Origin of the sequence: Halorubrum sp. C191, from assembly GCF_002727095.1 — an archaeon.
GTDB lineage: Archaea > Halobacteriota > Halobacteria > Halobacteriales > Haloferacaceae > Halorubrum > Halorubrum ezzemoulense.
In genome coordinates this window covers 1-18,753 of the sequence record NZ_NHNZ01000165.1, presented here as the reverse complement: position 1 = coordinate 18,753, position 18,753 = coordinate 1, and the positions used below count along the sequence as shown (strand labels likewise).

12 protein-coding genes and 2 pseudogenes are annotated in these 18,753 nt (G+C 56.4%); 3 read left to right on the top strand and 11 right to left on the bottom strand.

Features of this window, described 5'->3' with window-relative positions; all coding sequences use genetic code 11:
* The 8 genes and pseudogenes from Z052_RS20600 to Z052_RS14935 all read right to left on the bottom strand — a co-directional run.
* A pseudogene (locus Z052_RS20600) lies at positions 1-339 on the bottom strand (hypothetical protein); the annotation flags it as partial.
* Complete coding sequence (locus Z052_RS14970) at positions 329-1,198, bottom strand: ABC transporter ATP-binding protein (RefSeq protein WP_049933327.1); 870 nt, start codon at positions 1,196-1,198, stop codon at positions 329-331. The gene Z052_RS14970 and the pseudogene Z052_RS20600, both read right to left, overlap by 11 nt.
* Positions 1,199-1,908: 710 nt before the next feature.
* The gene (locus Z052_RS14965) at positions 1,909-2,964 is read right to left on the bottom strand and encodes a DUF4350 domain-containing protein (RefSeq protein ID WP_089309444.1); all 1,056 of its coding nucleotides are present in this window, start codon (positions 2,962-2,964) and stop codon (positions 1,909-1,911) included.
* Positions 2,961-4,076: a S49 family peptidase gene (locus Z052_RS14960; protein WP_080508719.1), complete on the bottom strand. Its 1,116-nt coding sequence runs from the start codon at positions 4,074-4,076 to the stop codon at positions 2,961-2,963. Before Z052_RS14960 ends, Z052_RS14965 begins: the two co-directional genes overlap by 4 nt.
* 154 nt (positions 4,077-4,230) lie before the next feature.
* Positions 4,231-5,082 carry a hypothetical protein gene (locus Z052_RS14955; RefSeq protein ID WP_308204451.1) on the bottom strand — a complete coding sequence of 284 codons (852 nt, stop codon included), beginning with the start codon at positions 5,080-5,082 and terminating at the stop codon, positions 4,231-4,233.
* A 466-nt stretch (positions 5,083-5,548) separates the two neighbouring features.
* Positions 5,549-5,965, bottom strand: coding sequence for an SHOCT domain-containing protein (locus Z052_RS14950; protein ID WP_179233699.1), 417 nt, complete (start codon positions 5,963-5,965; stop codon positions 5,549-5,551).
* Between the two features lie 583 nt (positions 5,966-6,548).
* Positions 6,549-7,043 (bottom strand): DUF3592 domain-containing protein, encoded by a 495-nt coding sequence (locus tag Z052_RS14940; RefSeq protein WP_094495406.1) that lies wholly within the window; start codon positions 7,041-7,043, stop codon positions 6,549-6,551.
* Positions 7,044-7,492: 449 nt separating this feature from the next.
* Positions 7,493-9,124 (bottom strand): ATP-binding protein, encoded by a 1,632-nt coding sequence (locus Z052_RS14935; protein ID WP_129452615.1) that lies wholly within the window; start codon positions 9,122-9,124, stop codon positions 7,493-7,495.
* 594 nt (positions 9,125-9,718) lie between these two features.
* Here Z052_RS14935 and Z052_RS14930 point away from each other — a divergent pair.
* Positions 9,719-9,853, top strand: a pseudogene (locus Z052_RS14930) (IS6 family transposase); the annotation flags it as partial.
* A gap of 834 nt (positions 9,854-10,687) precedes the next feature.
* Here Z052_RS14930 and Z052_RS14920 read toward each other — a convergent pair.
* Both Z052_RS14920 and Z052_RS14915 read right to left on the bottom strand, forming a co-directional pair.
* Positions 10,688-12,364: an ATP-binding protein gene (locus Z052_RS14920; protein ID WP_094519697.1), complete on the bottom strand. Its 1,677-nt coding sequence runs from the start codon at positions 12,362-12,364 to the stop codon at positions 10,688-10,690.
* An 80-nt stretch (positions 12,365-12,444) separates the two neighbouring features.
* Entirely contained in the window at positions 12,445-13,833 is a 1,389-nt protein-coding gene (locus tag Z052_RS14915) for an RNA-guided endonuclease TnpB family protein (protein ID WP_241897968.1), read from the bottom strand.
* Between the two features lie 233 nt (positions 13,834-14,066).
* Between Z052_RS14915 and Z052_RS14910 the strand changes: the two genes are divergently transcribed.
* Both Z052_RS14910 and Z052_RS14895 read left to right on the top strand, forming a co-directional pair.
* Positions 14,067-15,038, top strand: a complete 972-nt coding sequence (locus Z052_RS14910) for a DUF3592 domain-containing protein (protein ID WP_094519698.1) — start codon at positions 14,067-14,069, stop codon at positions 15,036-15,038.
* 731 nt (positions 15,039-15,769) lie between these two features.
* Complete coding sequence (locus tag Z052_RS14895; protein WP_049933027.1) at positions 15,770-16,171, top strand: DUF5684 domain-containing protein; 402 nt, start codon at positions 15,770-15,772, stop codon at positions 16,169-16,171.
* A 355-nt stretch (positions 16,172-16,526) separates the two neighbouring features.
* On the opposite strand, the gene Z052_RS19895 is transcribed toward Z052_RS14895, so the two are convergent.
* On the bottom strand, positions 16,527-18,053 hold the full coding sequence (locus tag Z052_RS19895) for a DUF6498-containing protein (RefSeq protein WP_129452613.1): 1,527 nt from the start codon (positions 18,051-18,053) through the stop codon (positions 16,527-16,529).
* Positions 18,054-18,753: the final 700 nt, after the last annotated feature.

Here is an 18,753-nt window from a genome sequence, read left to right as displayed (position 1 = left end):
AGTAGGGTAGGGTAGTTCACTGGTCTGTGAACTGGTTACCACCGGGAGGTGCCCGTGGCGGTCATCGCGTTCAAGCGACCCGCGAAGCACGTAGAATCCGGCCAGAAGCATGACCGCTGATCCGGCCATCCCAGCGTTGAGCCCGACGAGGTGAGAGGTCAGCGCGCCGTTGACGTTCGGCCCGTTGGAAACCGTATAGAAGACGCCAAACGAGCCCGAGTTGATCAGGTATCCGACATAGATGACAACGGCAAAAAAGATGAGTAGCTTTCGCGACCGAACACGAGCGATAATGTCAGTCCGAGCAATATGATAGGCTCGGCGGACGTCAGTTCGCATGCGTAACCGTTTGGAGATATGCGTCTTCGAGCGATGCGGTGACCTGCTCGGCGTCGGTGGTCGGCGGATCCTCCGCGACGAGCCGAACATCGACGCCGTCTGCCCGTTGGACGGTGTTACAGATGGGGAACTCTTGTCCGAGTTGCTCTAGCGTCGACTGGGAGACCCGGCATTCGTAGACATCGCCGTCAACGGACTTGATCAGCGACTCGGTTGGTGCGTGGGTGAGTAACTGCCCGTCTTCTAACACGGTAACCGTGTCAGCTGTCGCCTCAATGTCCGCGACGACGTGTGTCGAAAAAATCACGACGCGATCATCAGCGGTGTCAGCCAGCGCATTACGCATGCGAACGCGCTCCTCCGGATCGAGGCCGACGGTTGGTTCGTCGACGACCAACAGCTCGGGGTCGTTAAGCAACGCTTGTGCAATCCCTGCCCGCTGCCGCATACCACCAGAGAACGTGTCGAGGCGCCGATCACGCACGTCGGTGAGGTTCACGAGGTCGAGCAACGCTTCGATCCGCGCGCTCGCCGTTTCGGAATCAAGCCCCCGTAGCGCCGCCACGTACTCGAGATACTCCTCAAGCGTTAACGTCGGATAAGTGTCGAAATCCTGTGGCAGATATCCGAGTAGGCTTCGGACGACACCGGGCGATTCGCTCACCCGAGTTCCGTCCCAGTAGATCGCTCCTTCTGTCGGGGGCGTCACCGTTGTGAGCATGCGCATGAGAGTAGACTTCCCAGCACCGTTCGGACCGACGAGGCCGTGTACACCAGCACCGAGTCGAAGGGTAATGTCTCGAACCCCCCAAAGACCCTCTGAGTACTGCTTGCCGAGCGATTCTATCTCAAGTCGCATGTGTGCCCCAGAGTGTCGAGATGACATATACATGGGTCCGGTGTTTCTGGGCCAGTGACAGAGCCGGCATAGGTCAGCAAAGTCGCGAAATTGGTGTTTCACGTCCGGTAACGGTGACTCAACTTATTACGGACTGGATTTCCACCGTCTGTACATGCCCGCAAAAGAGGCTTACCGCGCTGCGCATCGCACAACCGACCACTCAGGAAACCCAGATACACGTCGGGTTAGTGGTGAGAGTCTGGTACTGAGGAGTTACGACGATAGTACCCACAATGTTCACGTCACAATCACCGACGACAACGGCGAAACCGCGTTCACTCGGACCGTCTCTGTCGGTCCACAAGACACCGTCAGCATCCAGACACGTCTCGAACGCGCAGTCTACCGAGTAGATGTCCGACTGGATAACGGTGTGGGTGACCGCGCAGACTGTCTTCTCGGCAGCGACCCGAATGAGTGTGCCAAGATCGAAACTGGAAACGGAGTGGTTAGTGTCGTTGAAGGCTATTTTTGATCGGCTGGTGTGCGCGGCGAAGAGCTACTGAGAGTTGAGAGTTAGTCTCGTTTTAGGGGGCAGATGGCTGACTCTGTATCGTCTCCAGAACTGTGACTAACCCGTTGGTTTCCCCTGAACACACGAATAGCACCGGCAGTTAGCCCTATGGAATATTAGAGCAAAAATCCACGCAGCGGCTGATGAACCGATGCTAAGCCGTCGCGTTCTCTGGCGGCTCAGGCGGCTCGGGCGGCGTCGGGCCACCGGGCGGCATACCCCCACCCGGTGGAGTCCCGCCGCCCGGTCCGGTCGGCGGTCCGAACGACACGTCAGGCGCGTCACCGCTCACGAGGAAGTCAGCGAGGTTCCCGATGAAGACGCCGTTATCGGCGCGACGGGCGTTTTCGGGCGCGAAGAAACTCGAGTCTCCAACTACTGCGAGAGACTCGCTCCGTACTGCGACCGTGTATGAGCCAGACTCCCGAGTGGTCGAAAGACGCGATGTCTCCGCCGTGGTGAGCGTTGCTGAATCGTCAGCAGAGCCAACGGACGCCGCGCCACGAAGGACGACCTGCTCAACCCCCTCAGTAAGCGGCGTCGACTCGGGCGGCTGTACGAGGACGCTGAGGTAGCCCGCGTCGTTGTGCTCCATGTCGTACACGTAGCCGGCGTCGCCGTAGACGCCGAACGGGGATCCGAAGTCGGTCAATGCCCCGGCGTTGCCTGGGTCACTCGCGACGAGGGTTCGGCCGCCCGCCTCAACGAACGAGTTGACGGCATCAGCATCTGGTCCCGAGAGTGCGCCGGGGGCGGTCGTCACGAACGCGTCCGCATCAGCGAGCAGCGACTGGAGCCGCTCACCGCTTCTGATTCCGCCGTAGAACCGAACCTCGTGGCCGTTCTCGATGAGTGTCGAGGTAAGCGGTGTGACGCCACGCCGGGCGCCACCGAGCGTCCCAATATCTGCCTCCGTGGGGGCATTACCGTCCTCAATCGGAAGCACGGGCAGCCCGCCACCGGCGCCAGTCGTACTGCTTCCGAGGTGGACGACGACCGTGTTCGACGGCTCGCCGCTCTCCATTTCGATGTCACCGCCCTCGCTGACGGTTTCCGGTTCGACGGAGTCGAGCCGCCAGTGGTCGTCTGTAACAGGCTCCGTATCCGGTGGGGCCGTATCTAAGAGGACGCCCCCGGCTGCGGCGACGCCGACAACAGCCAGGAATATGAGCGCGAATGCGCCGATTGCCGTTCGGAGATTAACGCTCATGCGGGCTCACCTCCGTTCGTCGCGCCGGTATCGTCGTGTTGCGTGCGGGCGTCGTCGGCGTTCGTCTCACTACTGAGTTGGTCCGTGGGCAGTCGTCCAGTGTAGCTTGTCATGACTATTTCCTCGCCGACAGTCTCGTCCCATGTTTGCGGTGCCACCGCGAGGATAAGATCGTCGTTGAGATCGCTTTCAGAGTCGTCGACAACGACGACAGTACTGTCGTCCTGTTGTAAGAGCGGAATACCCCCCGGAACGCGATTCTCGGTACGACGCGTGTCGACCGCGTAGTCGTCAATACCGGCTTCAGTTGCGGCATCAGCGACTGCTCCATCGACAAAGCCAAATCGGTCCGCGAATCCGTTGGCAACGGCTTCGGTTCCGAGATAAGCATCGGCGTGCGCGATCGCTTCTCGGTCAAGCTCGATCTCTTCGCCGCGCTGTTCGATCACGTTCTCGATGAAGAGGTTGGCGAGCGTTTGTCGCCGCTCGCGTTGTGTGTCCGGATCGCTACCTCGTTTGTCAGGGCCGGTCGTACCCGCACTTGGCCCGTTTGGAGCCGGCGCGGCCCCCGCAACACCGACGCTACCGACCGCCTGCGCGGACGGAGCTACGTAGATGCGATCGGCAGGCGCAATCGCGAGATACGCGCCGGACGCTCCGAGCGTATCTACTGCGGCGTATACCGGCATCACCGAGGCAGTACGGTCGACCGCAGCGTACATCCGTTCGCTCTGTGCAGGCAGGCCGCCACCGCTGTCAACTTCCAAGACGACCGCCTGGATGGAGTCGTTCATGCGGGCGTCTCGGAGGTTGTCTTCGACGTGCTGTGCTGTCGACGAGTCTATCGCTCCGTCGATCTCGATCACAGCGACGGTGCCGTCGGGACCGGTTACGGCGCCGTACACGCTGGGAGCGACGAACAGCCCCGCAGCAAGCGCCAGTATCACTGCGACACCAACGGCGTGTCGAGTGGTCAGCCGGTCGACAACCGATCCCGACTCGGAGCGTGGCGGAACACGGTCGGAAGTTGTCGGCGAGTGGCGCTCGGTTCGTGTGTCCGTATCCGGCGTCGATTCATCTGGAGATTCTGTGGGGCCCTTCTCAGAACTCATTGCCCTGTCCTCGCTCGGTCTCGCGGTCGTATTTGGAGGTTTTGTCGGTCTTGCATCGTCGAACTGATTGTGCGGTAATAGAGTACCGCTGTAGCTGCGTTGGGGTCATACGGCAACCGATGCCGTGTGTCGAGAGTGGACGCAATGTTGGAACTCATGAGTCTGACAGCGACTCGACGTCGCCGACGGTCACCCCCGCCAGTTCGGCATGTGGCGCAAATATATCGCCGTCGGCGGCAGTTTCTAGTATTACTGTACGCCCGTGTCTAGAGACGGTTGCGTCACTAAACGAGGATTCTCCCTCGCGTGCGGCGCGCGCAATCGCCTCTGCCGTCTCTCTGTCGAGCCGTTTCGGATCGGCTACTGCGCCGTACCGAAACGTCGTCATCGGAGTATCGGCAGTGTCATGCTGGCTTGTCGGGGGCGTGGCTGACAGAGACTTCGAAGGCCCTGAGCCGTCTGGGGTCACACTACAAGCGACGCCAACTGCGGCTGCCGCATCAACCGCCGTCCGGAGCGCTTTCGGTGCGTCCGAGAGGGTGCGTCGCAGATACTCCCGCGTCTCTGTCCCCAAGTCGACACAGACCGTCGCGTCTCCGTGGAGCCGTGACGGGAGCGATCCGTAGTCTGTGTCTGTCCGTGAGTGCTCCGTGTCGTGACCGCTGATACCAGCGTCGCGGTGGGCCACCGCACTGCTAATCGATGAAGCGTGCCCGATGACAACTTCGTCCGCGCGGACACCAAGCGTCGTGGTGGTGCGTTTCGACTTGAACCGGGTAAAGCCGGCCTTGGTGGCTGGCTCTCGGATGAGATCGGCGTCTCGAGTGAGTTCTCGACGGAGTGTCCGTGCGTCGATGTCACCGACGATGACACCACAGCCCTCAGGGCCGTCTGTCGTGAGTGCGGTTCCGCCAGCCACCTGTTGGAGTCGGTCAAGCGATACACTGTCGTACCGAGAGAGGAGGTCACGGATCGGGGCCGCAACCCCCTGTGGGACCCCCGTCATCGTTACCAGGCTCGGGTTAAACCGCGCAGTAACCACGGTGTCAACTCCCCGTGATGTAACTGCGGCCGGCTTGTACGTCCCGTTAGCAACCGCTGAGTGGAGTTGCCGCGCAGGGCTGTGTTTGGCCGAGCTACCTGTCGCCGCTCCCGTTTCACCGGATCCGTTGACTGCGAGCGTTCCAGCGGGCGGGGGTTCTGAAGTCAGTGCTCCAATGGGCCTATTAACACCGAGCCCGGTTGCCACGAGCGCACCTAAGCGCCTCGCGAACGTCCGTTTGGAGGGCATCGTTTCAGAAGACGTGCGCTCGGTGATAATGCTCCGAGACGTGTTTCAGGTTCGGAAGCACATCCGTCGGGCGCGTGTTCATCAACCAACGCAGGGAGGAAGTGTGAACCGCCTCGGGGTCAAGCCCCGAGGCACTCGCCTTGTTTTCTCTGTAGAACTAAGTTACGGGAGCCGTCTACAGTTACTTTTCCAACTTTTCCGTGACAGAATCTTCTTCCAGATGCGATTGCGCGTCATCTCTGTCGGACTCAAGTAGTCGTTCAACTTTGTCTTCAAATTCCGCATCGTTGAGCTCACCGCTGGCATATCGTTCTTGGAGTGTTGACAACGCATCATCCGTAGAGTCGGTGTTGCGGCCGTCGGTTGGAACATCACCCGAATCCGCGGCTGCCCACAGCGGGTACTGTTCCGGGTCGTACTCGTCGGTGTCAGGCGGTACCTCCTTGATCGCAAATTCAAGAACGCCAGACACGATCATTCCCGCGATCAACGCCGTGTACCACACTGCCGGAGTGAGTACATACACTCCGGCGACGGTCACAAATCCGGCCACAAGTGAGACCGGGTGATCGTCCAGTTGGTTGAAGATGGAGGGCATACACATGCCGACAATTAGCGGTCGTAGCTGAAATACATACGGCAAAATGTTTTCCACCAAAGGCGTACTACCAGCGTACAAAAGGCTGATGCCCCCTGTCCCTCCGGCCCTCAAAGGAGGTTCGTCCCCGTAATCTGCGGAGGGCATCAGCAACTGTGTGTATGGTATCATTTCACAAAAATCGGTCGACGCTCAAGCGCTCAGTGTAGACCCTGTGTAACTAGCGTACGCTAATACCGAAGATATGCTCCGCTACCGACACAGATCGTGGCGATGAGTAATAATCCACCACTGAGAACACCCCTCAGCCTACCTGAAACTCCAGAGCTTTCGACGATGTTGAACGCCCCTTGAAACACGATTAGTTGGAATACTAGTAGAAGACTTCCCCCGGAGACCAACAACTGGCTCTTCGAGCTTCTGTCCATAGTTCAGCCAGCATCCGGCAATTGTATAGGTGTTACCTGTACTCTCTGGCTCAGAAACAGAGAATGTTCCTAGGTTTAACGCTTACTATTCCTGATCAACAACGAATATATTCTGCTCCACCCCCACGGATTACCCTCAGCGCAGTTCCAGCGTGCTAGAATTTCCTTACGGCGGAAACCGCGGCGAAGAGGGTGAATAGTCCACCGAGTACAATCGCAATGATCGGTGCGTTCGACGTTTGATTTTTCAAAAACGCATCTCCCGGCTCGTCGGGAGAAACATATGCGGTTGTCTGTGCCCCCTGTTCGTACTCCTCAATGGCTGATTCGGCGCCCGATTGCGTCTCGTAGTTCTGTTCAAGATCTGCGGGGTATATTTTTGTCCCAGTATATTCATTTCCGTTATACGTGTACTCAAACTCAACCACCGGATCGAAATCGGCGCCCGGATTTGATGACGTTCCGCTATCAGCCTCGATATCGAGTTCGGTGATAGTCGCATCAACCTCGACTGATTCTCGGACTGCCTCCGTCTGTTGAACGTAATCGTATCCTCCGTAGCTGGCGATAGCAATCCCAATGAGGATGTACAATAAAGCACCCTTGAGGCTATCGGGACCCTTAACATTCACACCTGAATCGTCGTTCATACTGTCAATCACCACGAGGCCGCGTACAATGAGGAGAATGTCGGACGTTGCTGCGGGGTTCAGCTGACTGTAGACGCATCTTCTCACACCACCGAGAGCGGTATGACAGACGAAGTAGCGATACCCGCTGTATGCGTCGTCCGAATGTCCGAGTGTTCTGTCGGAGGGCTGAATACATCAAGTCGTCTTTCAGACACCTAGTAACTAAAAATGCTGGCTCTGTTAAAAACCATTCAGCAGATGATATATCGTGATCCAGTCGTTGTCAATTTGAGTTGCTAGGGATAGCAGCCCCACTCTGTAAGCGCAGAGTGTGGGCTATGTGCCAAGAACGGAACGTTTGTCGGCCTCGTATAGGTATCTCGATAAGAGAGACGGGCACCGTGGTCCAGGTGGCCCAGGCTGCTACGACGCTTGATACACCTCACCCGAATGCTCTCTTTTCATTGTCACACGTCGGAGACTGCCACGTCTCTGAGGACAACCTCAACGGCTGTCCCGCCGAGATCACTCTCATCGAAGGAGAGTGACCCGCCCATGCTCTGGACGGCCCAGTTGGTCCCCCAGAGGCCCAAGCTACTGGCGTGTTCGAAGGGGGTCTCGACGCCCCCCTCGATCACTGCCCGCTCTGACTCTGGTATCCCTGGACCATCGTCCGCGACGACAAGACGGACGTCCGCCCCGGTCCGTTCTACACGAACCACGACGCGTGGGGACTCCCCGTCGTTGTGTTCGACTGCGTTCTCGACGAGGTGATCGATCACGTATCGGCACCGTTCCGGGTCGATGTTTACCGTCACGTCGGGGGCAGTGAGGGTCACGTCGGCGTTTACACCAGCCGTTGCGTCGGCGACAACATCTTCGAGAAGCGGACGTAAGCTGACTTCGGTTCGATCGGCCGCGGACCGCTCCATGAGATCTTGGACCCGCCGTGCCTCCGCGCTCAGTGCGCTCAGTCTGTCCGCGCCGTCGACGGCCGGGGCGAGGTCGGCCTCCTCCGCGTGCGCCCGTATCACGTCCAGTTCGTTCCTGACGTTGTGACGGAGGATGCGGTTGAGTACCGCCAGCCGCTGTCGCCTGATTTCGCGGTTCGTCACGTCGATCAACATGACGGTGTAACCGAACGTCTCCCCGTACTCGTCGACAAGCGGCGAGACGCTCGGTTCGAACTGTCTGTGGCCCGTCGTCGTCCGGCAGGTGATAGTATTGAGTTCGGTCAGGGATGTCACCGAGTGATCCGTGACATCGGCCAGCGTCTGTGCGCCGCCGAACATTTGTTCGGCCGGTTCGTTGACTCGGACCACCCGTGCCCGGTCGTCAAGGACGAAAATCGCCTCGTCGGTCTCTGTCAGTGCCGCCCGCTCACCCAGTCTCCGGGTCGCGGGGACGCGCGTCATGACATCATAGCGAAAGATCCCCAGCGTGAGGCTGGCGGCGACCACGAGAAACGTACTCCCGATCAGCACGTCGTTCAACAGCGGCGTCGTAGGACGGGTCGTCTGAACGGTAAAGATGAATCCGGCGATCGGTATTACGACGAGGAGACTCTGTACCGTCGACAGTCGGTCGTGTCGATACGTCGCGACGACAACTCCCCCGATCAGTGCGAACACGAGGGTCAGGAGTACCAGTGTGGCCACCGACTGTGCCGTTTCGAGCGTCTGGAGCGCCTCAGTACCCACCAGCGAGGTCGTGATCCACCCCTCCTGTATCAGTCGTCCCAAAAGGTTCACACCGACGAGGATAGCCACGGCCAGCGTCACCGCGAGTACTCGTCTAGGTGTGATGTACCGCCCGATCCCGATGTATCGTGCTGCAAACGTCATCCATGGAACCGCCAGAAGTAGGACTGCGGACCCCAGTGGCAGGTTCTCGAGTGGCGTCACTGCGTGTAGCCCGGCGTATCCGACCCCGAGGAGCGACACCACCCCGGCGAGGACGACGAACGGCCTAGCGAGCCCGGTGCGGGCATCCCCCTGCCGGAGTCGTCGGTGCGCCGTCACCCCCACTGCCCCGGCGACACCGCCACTCACCGCTGGAATACCGACCCTGAACAGCCCCAGCGGATCGAGTTGAATCACCGTACTGTGTTGGGTGGCTTCAGTATCAAAGCGGTTGTGGACCGACCGTCTCCGGACGAAGCTCAGCAACGCACAGATTATAGAGACTAGAAGGCGAATACGCCCGCCTTTAGGCGGGTGATGAAGCCGACATGGCGGGAAGCAATCCACTGGCCGAACGTCTGTACCGAGTTTCATATACGGAGATTTAATTGACAGGCCGCTCTATGCGAAGGTAGGAATCGGTCGGAACGGAGCGGATTCCGAACCGTCCTCCAGAGGCGGCCTGTCCGCCCGCGTAACGAGGCAGTATCTAAAAAGGCAGTCGGTGAACGCCACATCCTCGAAGGGTGTGTCTCTGTCGATTGCTCAAAGCGATTCAGACGATACCCCTAATTCCGATGATGTCTGCTGGCGTCCCCGTGGCAAAAACAACACTGGGACGCAGTACACGGCCGAGGATAGGGGTAACGGCCAGTTGGCATGGCCAGCAGTCCACCAGTCCGACACTGTGGGACTACCTATGCCCGAAAGGTCTGGTAGTCAACTGATTGGACTGTGAACCTGAAACTCCCACCGCTCGGGATTCCTCCGCGTTTACGCGGAGGAGGATGTCAAATCGACGACGCAATCTTTCTGGTCGACGGCGCGCTGTGGTTACACGCGCCCTGTCATCGTCACAGGCTTCGACTCCAGCACGTTACACATGGGAATCGCAATGCCGTTGAACGTATGTTTAGTGAGGTAAAATAGGGAGACAGAAGATTTGCCACAACATTTATTTTGTGAATTCAGATCTGAATCACCCGGAGAAATGTGCCTGCGCATTGAACACCGGGAGTTCTACTAATTCAGGGAGACATTCGGATCGTCGTGCGAGATACAGCGCGCGAATCTCGCAGTATTTACCTCTCGGTTCCTGCGGTGGAATCGCGTAGCACAGAACACGTTCCACTGGGATCATACTAAGTCATTATTTTGTATCTTTAGCAGGTACGTATCAACTATGGTCCCCTACATCAGCAACGTTCTGTTTAACGAGCCACAAGGTCGCCCCAATTCACTCATCCAGTTTGGCGCGTCGCTCGCCTTCTTGTGTATATTCGTGTATGGTTGGAGTGTCGGCGAGGCTGGAGGAGTCCCGTGGATGCTATTTTTTATCGTCGGAGCTGCGCTGTCCGGAACTGCTGAATCTCTTCCAAAAACTCGACGACGGGCGGCTGGTCTATTGCGTCTCACAGCCATTCTCGTATTTGTCTGTCTTCTCGCCATTATCTTCCTCGCTCCGGAGTACATCATTGGGTAATGGAAGGTCGACTTTTGAATTCACAGTAGTGAGGCTGATTGTTAGATTACTGCCGATACGCTAAGCCACGTGGGGTTATCCTACTGAATTCACCCTCTGTATCTCGCAAGACGTTCTTGACAGCATTAGGAGGGGTATAGTCCGAATCTGGTCTGTAAGTACCCTTTACTGAGCGATTCTGAAGGATTCTACACAAACTAGGACCCAGTACAATATACTACCTTCTGAAAGTTCAAATAAAGCCGCGGTCGGCTAAGGCTCCAGCATCAATACGCCTGTCACCGATTATGGCTGCCGTCTGAGTCTTGCGGCATCGACTCTCTGTTCCGATAAAAACGAACGACTACGGTAGTGCCTGTGGTACCAGTAGACTGGAACTCAAGTTCAGCGCCCAGTTGGCTTACGGCCCAATTGACGAACCAGAGTCCGACACCCAGTCCGTGCTCAAGTTGTGTTTCGCTCGATTCGGTCAACAAGTCTCGCTCTCGGTCTGGGATCCCAGGACCATTGTCTGCGATGCGGAGCTGTGGGATATCATCAGCTGTCGTTTCGACCTCGATATCGACTCGTGCGGGGTCGTCTGAGTGAACAATAGCGTTCTCGACGAGTTCTGTCATAAGCCGTCGCACAACAGTTCGATAGGAGGTCAATTGTAGCCGCTCCGGAGCAGTGACTGAGATGCTGCTATCCGGGTAATCATCACGGGCCGTTGCGGCGACTTCGTGGGCGACCGCAGCAATATCGACCGTTGACGGGGCGCTAACGCTATCGGTCATAACTGCTTCAGCCTCTCGTGCTTTCCGGCTGACCGAGGCAAGCTCGCTGGCACTATTTTGAATCGCTGTCCGGTGCGTGTCGTCTTCTACGTGATCCGCATGCGCTAAGATCACGTCGAGTTTGTTCCGGGCGTTGTGTCGAAGCACGCGATTGAGTACTGAGAGCCGCTGTTCACGGGTTCGCTGATCGGTCACGTCCCGGAAGACAATTGTCCGCGCCACGGGCTCCCCGTCGCTGTCACTCGTGTCGCGTTCGACATCGGAGACCGTGTACTGAAACTGACGTCGGCCCTTTGTCGTTTGGAGCGAGACAACCTCAGTTGTACCAGCTGATAGATTTGTCACATCGAATCCGTCTACGGCCGCGCTGACTGGTGTCCCGATCACGTCTCGTGTCGCCCACCCAAACAAGCCTTCAGCTGTCACGTTGGCATCGAGGATATTTGCTTCCCAGTCGACAACGACAACCGCCTCCTGGAGCGATTCGACGACGCGTGACCGCGCGACATAATCTGCTTTCGGGAACCCCGTCAATACCGGATAGCGTTGAATCGCAACGGTAAGTAACACCCCCGAAACTAACAACCCGCCAGTGACTCCGTCGATGATCAAACTCCCGTCAAGCCAGCCCCCGATAATGTATGGTGCTGAGATTGCTCCTAGCTGGATCGCAACCTGTGTTCTTGAAACACGGCCGTGGTTCCAGCCGTACCTGAGGAAGAGAAACGCCGCGTAGGCGTAAATTATGAACAATAATAACAGTTCAGTACCGACGAGTGACGCGAGTGAGCGACGGATCTCCTCCCGCGTTGGGTCACCCTCGAACGTGGCTGCTGCCCCAATCAGCGGGAGCGCAAGGAGAACAAACAAGCCCCCTCGGAGGGAAGTAAAGCCTGTCTCTCGGCCGATATACCCAAGGACATAGACCAGCCATATCGCGGGGAGAAACACGACCGGGACAACCTGCGCGATAGCAGCCAAATTCGATCCGACCCCCCATGCGTTCGGAAATTCAGAGATCAGCGAGAGCAGTGCCCATAGTAACAGACTGCCGCTCATGAGCGCAAAGGGGACCGCATTTGGGGGGGACCGATCCTTCGCAGTTTGCCACGTTACCCACGCCAGGAGGCCTACGGCAACGAGATCAACGGCAAGTGAGGGTCCTAATGAGAGCAGCATTGGTGGAGGGGATTCGCTTTCGGATTTTTAGATGGAACAGCGTTGAACCGCTGGGCAGTTACTGATGTCATTGCGCTCACTCACGCTGGTTGTTCAAGCGATTCATCCATAATTTCATCATACCCGTTACTGGCCCGGAAACACAGATATGTCGAGTGGTATAGCCGGCTGTGAACTACCCTACCCAACTCGCTCACGGCGCTGCCGTTCGCTTCGTTGAGGGTAGGGCTTTCGCGTGGACTCCCGTTCTGGCCATCGCTGGCAGGCTCGTAATCCCCGTTCACGTTCAATCTCCCACGATTCAAGCGCACGTTTACGGGTGCGCCTCCGCCCGACGACGTTTGCCCCGAGCGGAGATGCTTCAGGCCGATGTTCTTTGCCGCGTTGTAGTCGGCGTGGGGTGAGTATCCGCACTTGAGACACTCAAACACGTCCGGTTCGTTCGAGGCGGGGCGGTTATCCTCGTGAGTGAACCCGCACTTGGAACACCGCTGGCTCGTGTACGCGGGACTCACCTGTTCGACCGAGATACCGACCATTTCGGCTTTGTACTCCACATACGCGCACAGCCGGCGGGAGGCCCATACGTGGAATGTCTTGGCGTTCGGCATTCGGTCACGAATCCCAGTCAGGTTCTCGAACGCGATCACGTCACAGTCGTGTTCGACGGCTTCCGCGACGAGTTCTTTCGAGACGGTGTGTAAGAAGTGGTCATAGCGCCCCGTCTCGGTACGTCCAACCGACTGGATGGGTTCGTGGGCGGCCCGGGTTCCACATCGTTGGAACGACCCGCGCCGCTTTTCAAACTCGCGGTGCCAGTGGTTCAGCTCTGCCCCGTTCCAGAACGTGCCCGTGGAGGTGACGGCGACGTTTTCGATGCCGAGGTCAACGCCGAGGACTGTGTTGTGCCCGTCGTTACCGTCATCGGCAGTCTCGAACTCCGCGTCCGCCTTTGTGCGGGCGTGAAGGTGGAACTCGTCGTCGCGGTAGTGTAGTTCTGCGCCCGTCACGTCGTAGTCGTCGTTGAACAGAAACTCTGAATGAGGCGTCTCGCGATCCCCGTCGGGGAGAACATATCTGGCGGTGATACGTCCCGCAACGGTCGAGAGCGTCGCGTGGTCGTCGTTGAACGTCGCACATCGCTTGTCGTAGACGAGCGTCGGGGCGGAGAAGTGCGGCTTTCCCGCGTAGTCACCCTGTTTCCAGCGTGCGACAACGCTCTGGACGGCGTCGGCGGCCTTATTGCGAGCGTTCTGGACGAGATTCGCTTGGAGCCTCGTTTTGGCCCGCACGTCGTCGTAGGTTTCACGCTGGAGTTGGGCTTTGCTCGTCGTCTTGTACTCACCTTGCCAGGCGTGGTCAACGACGTAGTTGGCGGCCCACAGGAACTCGGAGATGGTTTCGTGGAGGAGGGCGGCGTCGCTGTCGGCCACGTCGAGTTTGACGGGGACCGTACGACGTACCTCCATCCGTAATTCAGATGTTACGCTAAGTCTTTATGACAATACTGTTTTTGGAGGAGAGTTAGCCACGTGTAGAACGTGGTAATGACGGAATCATGTCGGTTCCCTTCCCGACCTACTCACTCTCTTCGGTCGCTCCTTGAGGTCGGGGGCTCCATCTTGAATTACGCTGACTGCTGTTGCTGCTGTTGAAACACTCCGTTCAGGCTTATTGGTTCCAATAAAAACATTCAGGTGAAATGCAGTTTACTCTCCGTGGGGTGGCTGTCACGGTTACGCCGCTGATCCTTCTCGCGCTCATTCTCGGACTCGGCATCGCTGGGTATGGAGGATATGACTACGTCCAGCAGTCGGACGCTGTTGACGATGCTGTCGCTGTCGAAACAACTGTTGTTGGCACCGATATCAGCAGATCTGATGGGCGTCGCTTCTACTACCGCATCTCAGTTGAGCACACCTACGAATATCAGGGGCGTGAATATACGAGCAAACAGGTGTTCCCAGGCTCAACGCGGCCGATATACACCGTCCGGAGTGACGCTCAACGTAGTATTGAGCCATATGAGCCGAATGAGACAGCGACAGCCTACGTTACCCCCGACAACCCTAGTGGAGCGTTTCTCAAGCGACAAACGGTATTTGCTCCATTCAGATTCATTGGTTTTGGGAGTCTTCTGGCGCTCTTGACAGCACTTCATGCGATTGGGGCGCGTAATCCTGGCCAAAATGTAGGGATCAGTCAAACAACTGGGCGCGAGCCAACTCGATATGACACGGTGTTCGGGTTTAATCGAGACACACTGTCTCGAGTTAGTAAGCGTCTCATGTTGTTTACACCAGCTGTGTTTTTCGTTTCTCTCGTGACTATAGTGGTACTTCTGTTGAACTCAGAGGAGTCATCAATACAGGTCAGTGTGGCTGATCCAGTCGGATTCGCGTTCCTTGCGGCGCTTCTATCGGGTTTAGGATTTGTCTTTGGGCTCACACTCTATGGCATTTGGTCATTTACCGAATACAGACGACTGCGTGAACGTATTCCAGACCCACGGCCACCGAGTCCGTTCCGACATCCGTCTCGCCTCGTTACAATCATGTACTCCCGAGACGAACTCAACGCCTATGGCCGTCGAGTGAAACTGACCGGCTTCGTGTTCACACTCATCGTGTTCCTCATCGGTGTCGTCGGGTTCGTGCTCGTGACGGCGTCGTAATAAAAAAAGAATTAGCTCGATCGGTACAACGAGAAGAGAGAGCCTATAAATAGGAATGTACCGACGGCAATTAATGCGGCCCCTATTCGTGTTGACTCTGTAATTTTTGTCGCTCCGACTACCGTCACCGCGATCCCGACCACACTCAGCAGAACCTTCCATACCGCGTTTGGGACCAACTCCAGCAATAGTTCAAAAATGAACTCTAAGATATCATCTATCATGTCTATTAATCACCACGACGGTGCCTAGTCCGTCAGTTGGCAATAGTGCTATGTGGTAGATCCAGTTGCTTGTTTTTAATTCTGTGTTCACCATTTCAACCTCTCGGCTCTGTTGAAATTCTTAGCAGTTGGTACAAACGGGCTGTTAAATACAGGGCGCGAGTCTGTCACCCATCTACAGACTGGGTGGTATGACGGTTGTACAACCACCATGGAATATGGAGTACCATTGCTAAGAGAACTGCCACGCCAAGCTCCAAGAGAACTCCATCAGTAACTTGGGACGCAAGAAAGACTGCAGTGCCAGCTATGACGGCAGTTATGATCCGACTCGGATTCCAATTGAGGAGGGCAGACTGAAGCGCGGACATTACTTCCTCAGTCGAAAGCTACGAACATATGTGTTCTGGAAGTTTGGGTTCGGTATGATAACTATTCCAATGGTCGTAATTCAGAGTGTGAAACGGTGACTTGGATTTTTATTAATATGGAAGAATTCATTGACTGATGCGATCAGCGTTGAGTTCATCAGTTTCGATACAAGGAGCCAGTAGTACCAATATTGAATTGTTCGTTACACTAGGACTCATTATTTTGATTTTTGCCGGATTGTGGAAAGTATTTGAGAAAGCTGGGAAACCGGGCTGGGCTGCGATTATTCCGATATACAATCTCTACGTCTTAGTCAAGGTGAGCGGAAACGCATGGTATTGGTTTGCTCTGTTCTTCGTCCCAGTGATCAATTTCTTCGCCACGCTGAAAGTTAGTATCGATGTCGCTGGCAAATTCAATAAGGGGATTCTGTTCGGCCTCGGACTCACGTTTATTTCATTCGTCTTCTACCCGCTTCTCGGATTCGGTGGCTACCAGTATAACGATGCCACTAGCTCAACGGAGAGCATGGCCTAACACTCAACAATCTCATTTAGGCCCAACTGCGCCGTGTTTCTCCCGATGAAACGCTGCTACGGGCTTGATACTATTCCCAGTATTAGATACAGGTAGCCGCCGGCCGGAGGCGGTCTTGAACAAATATCCGGTCGCTGGGCCTCTCCCATCGCTCACCTCCCCCCCAACGGATGGGAGGCTCACCTACCCCCCCGCGACGCTTCATTGATCACCCTCCGCTGGAAGGACGGCCCTCCACCCCGTCCACCAGTACTATCATTCGTCAAGTAGATGTATCTAGTACCGACACACCACCAATAGAGGTTAGTGTCCCAAATTGGTGGAACCGCAGCCTAACACTGGAGGGCCAACAGCATTAGTTATTGCTGATCTGGTAGATTATAAGTCCGACGAGCGGAATCACAGTGAACAGAAATACGAAGACACCCGCTGCTGCGCCGCCTTCAAACTGAGCAGCTATCACCAACGCAATCAGTGAGACGACTCCGAACAGAGTCATCGACACAAGCGACATACGGGGTGCTGTACTGTCTAACCGCAGCAGTTCGATACTAACTTCCACCATGGTGTCTGGCTCGTCTGTATTCGCATTCCAATTGACACCAGCGTCACTGTCAGCGGTACTCACGTCGACAAGAGAGTCCGTGATTGGGGTGGTATCTTCGAGTCGTGGTAGCTTGGTCGGTCTGTCACCGCGGTCAACAAGTACCGTCGAGGTGTCTAACCACCTGTCGACGGCGTCACGTTCGATTCGGACCTCATGATCAGCTAGCGATTCGTACCGCCAAAGAGGGGTTTGAAACAGGGTATCAGTCGCAACAATGGTGTCCGAATCTAGCCGGTATTCAACACCAGCGTACCGGATCCAGTAGTCGAGATGGATGAGACCAAGCGGGACGCCGGTCCCAAGAAGCATGATGCCACCCGCTATTTGGGTAGCACCATCAAATACAGCAAGTGATGCGGCGAGAAAGGCGAGTGGTGTCAGCAACCATAGTCCAGGGTGTGTCCGGAAATGTGAGGCCGTAGGCAGTAGCCGTCCCGACAGCGACGGCCGCAAAACTGTGGGATTTCCTGATAGCGTTGTCTCAATTGTCTCACGCTCCGGGGGACTGTATGCGTCTCCACGACCGACAAGTGACCACAATCCCGCACCGAGACGGCCATCGTAGTAGTATTCTGCGAGATCGGTGAGGAGCCTAATTGAGACTACCACTGCGACGAGTGGTCCCGTCGCAACCCGTTCAACCGCACGAGAGGTCTCTCCACCCCCGCCGTTAGAGACAACCAGAGCTGCGGTGAGCAGCGCGATGATGCTCGCGAGGAGTACTGTTGCGCCTTCCGTGACGACACTCTGAAGAGCGGTTGCGACGTTGTGATCTTGGTAATCACCATCTCGAAAGTACGTAGTGGCTGTTCGCCATCCTGCTGCGATGAAAATTCCAAACGCACCAGCGATAAGCCACGACGAGATGTTGGCATCCGGATTCACATTTGCTACGGGGCCGACAACTAATGCCCCGACGAATAGCCACAGTCCGATGAGGATCGGTACCACGAACAAAAGTGTCGGAATCGTCAGTAGTCGGACGTTAGCACCGATCAGCGGGACTGAAATAGAGGTCTTTTTTGTGGCAATCGCCCCCAACAGGATTGGATCCCCATTCCGTTCCATTGGCCGCCCGGCAAACGTCGCTCGAACAACCGCCCAAAAACAGACAACACCGAACTCAAGCCAATATAAGGTCAGCAGTTCTAAAACCGATAGGTTGAACACAACAATCCCGACAACCGGAACCAGATTCGCCACAAGGAGGGCCGATAGTTCGGGATCCGGGAGGCGACTATCCCCCGTATTGTGAGTTGTGGCTGCTGAGCTCATCTACGGATGTGGTGACAAAGCGACCCGCTGCGCGTACCCTGGGCGTGGAACACAGACCCCTCAGGATCAATCACAGTTCTGTCTCGTGACTTTTGAACAGATGCTGTGGAGGGCATTCATGTACCTAACCGGTAGCGGATATAATAGTAGTAAGCCATTGTTGCTCGAGTCAGTGTTGATCACTGAGTACGGATTTATATCGACTGAGAGTACTCCCAATTGAAGTGAGGATGACAAAGGCCCCAACCACGACGAGCAGCCCTCCGAGGATCGGCTCAGATGAATAATAAAGCAGCCAGCCTATCGCAATGTTGGTACTGGCCAGTCCGATCGGATAGAGTGTCTGTTGTAAGTACATGGCTCTCAACGCTATTGTTACTGAGTTGCCACAGGTAGCACTGAAATATCTGTACCGAGGGGGCGACAAGCAGCGTGATTTCCGGAACTAGCTCCTAAATGACCTCTCAATCGTCGAATTGAGTGTTCTGTTCCCGACAACAGCCTGTCGAGGGCTCTTTCGCGCCAGTGCTCACAGATGCTGAGTTCGGGTTGCTCGTAGAACCCGTGCCTCACTGGGATTGAATACTGAAATACGCGCACCATCGTCTTCTGTAGTATCTGTGCGCTGGTTCTCCCTGTAACCAAGAGCTGATAATACAGACCCGACGAGAAGTACCGGTCTATACTCACCGACAGAGAT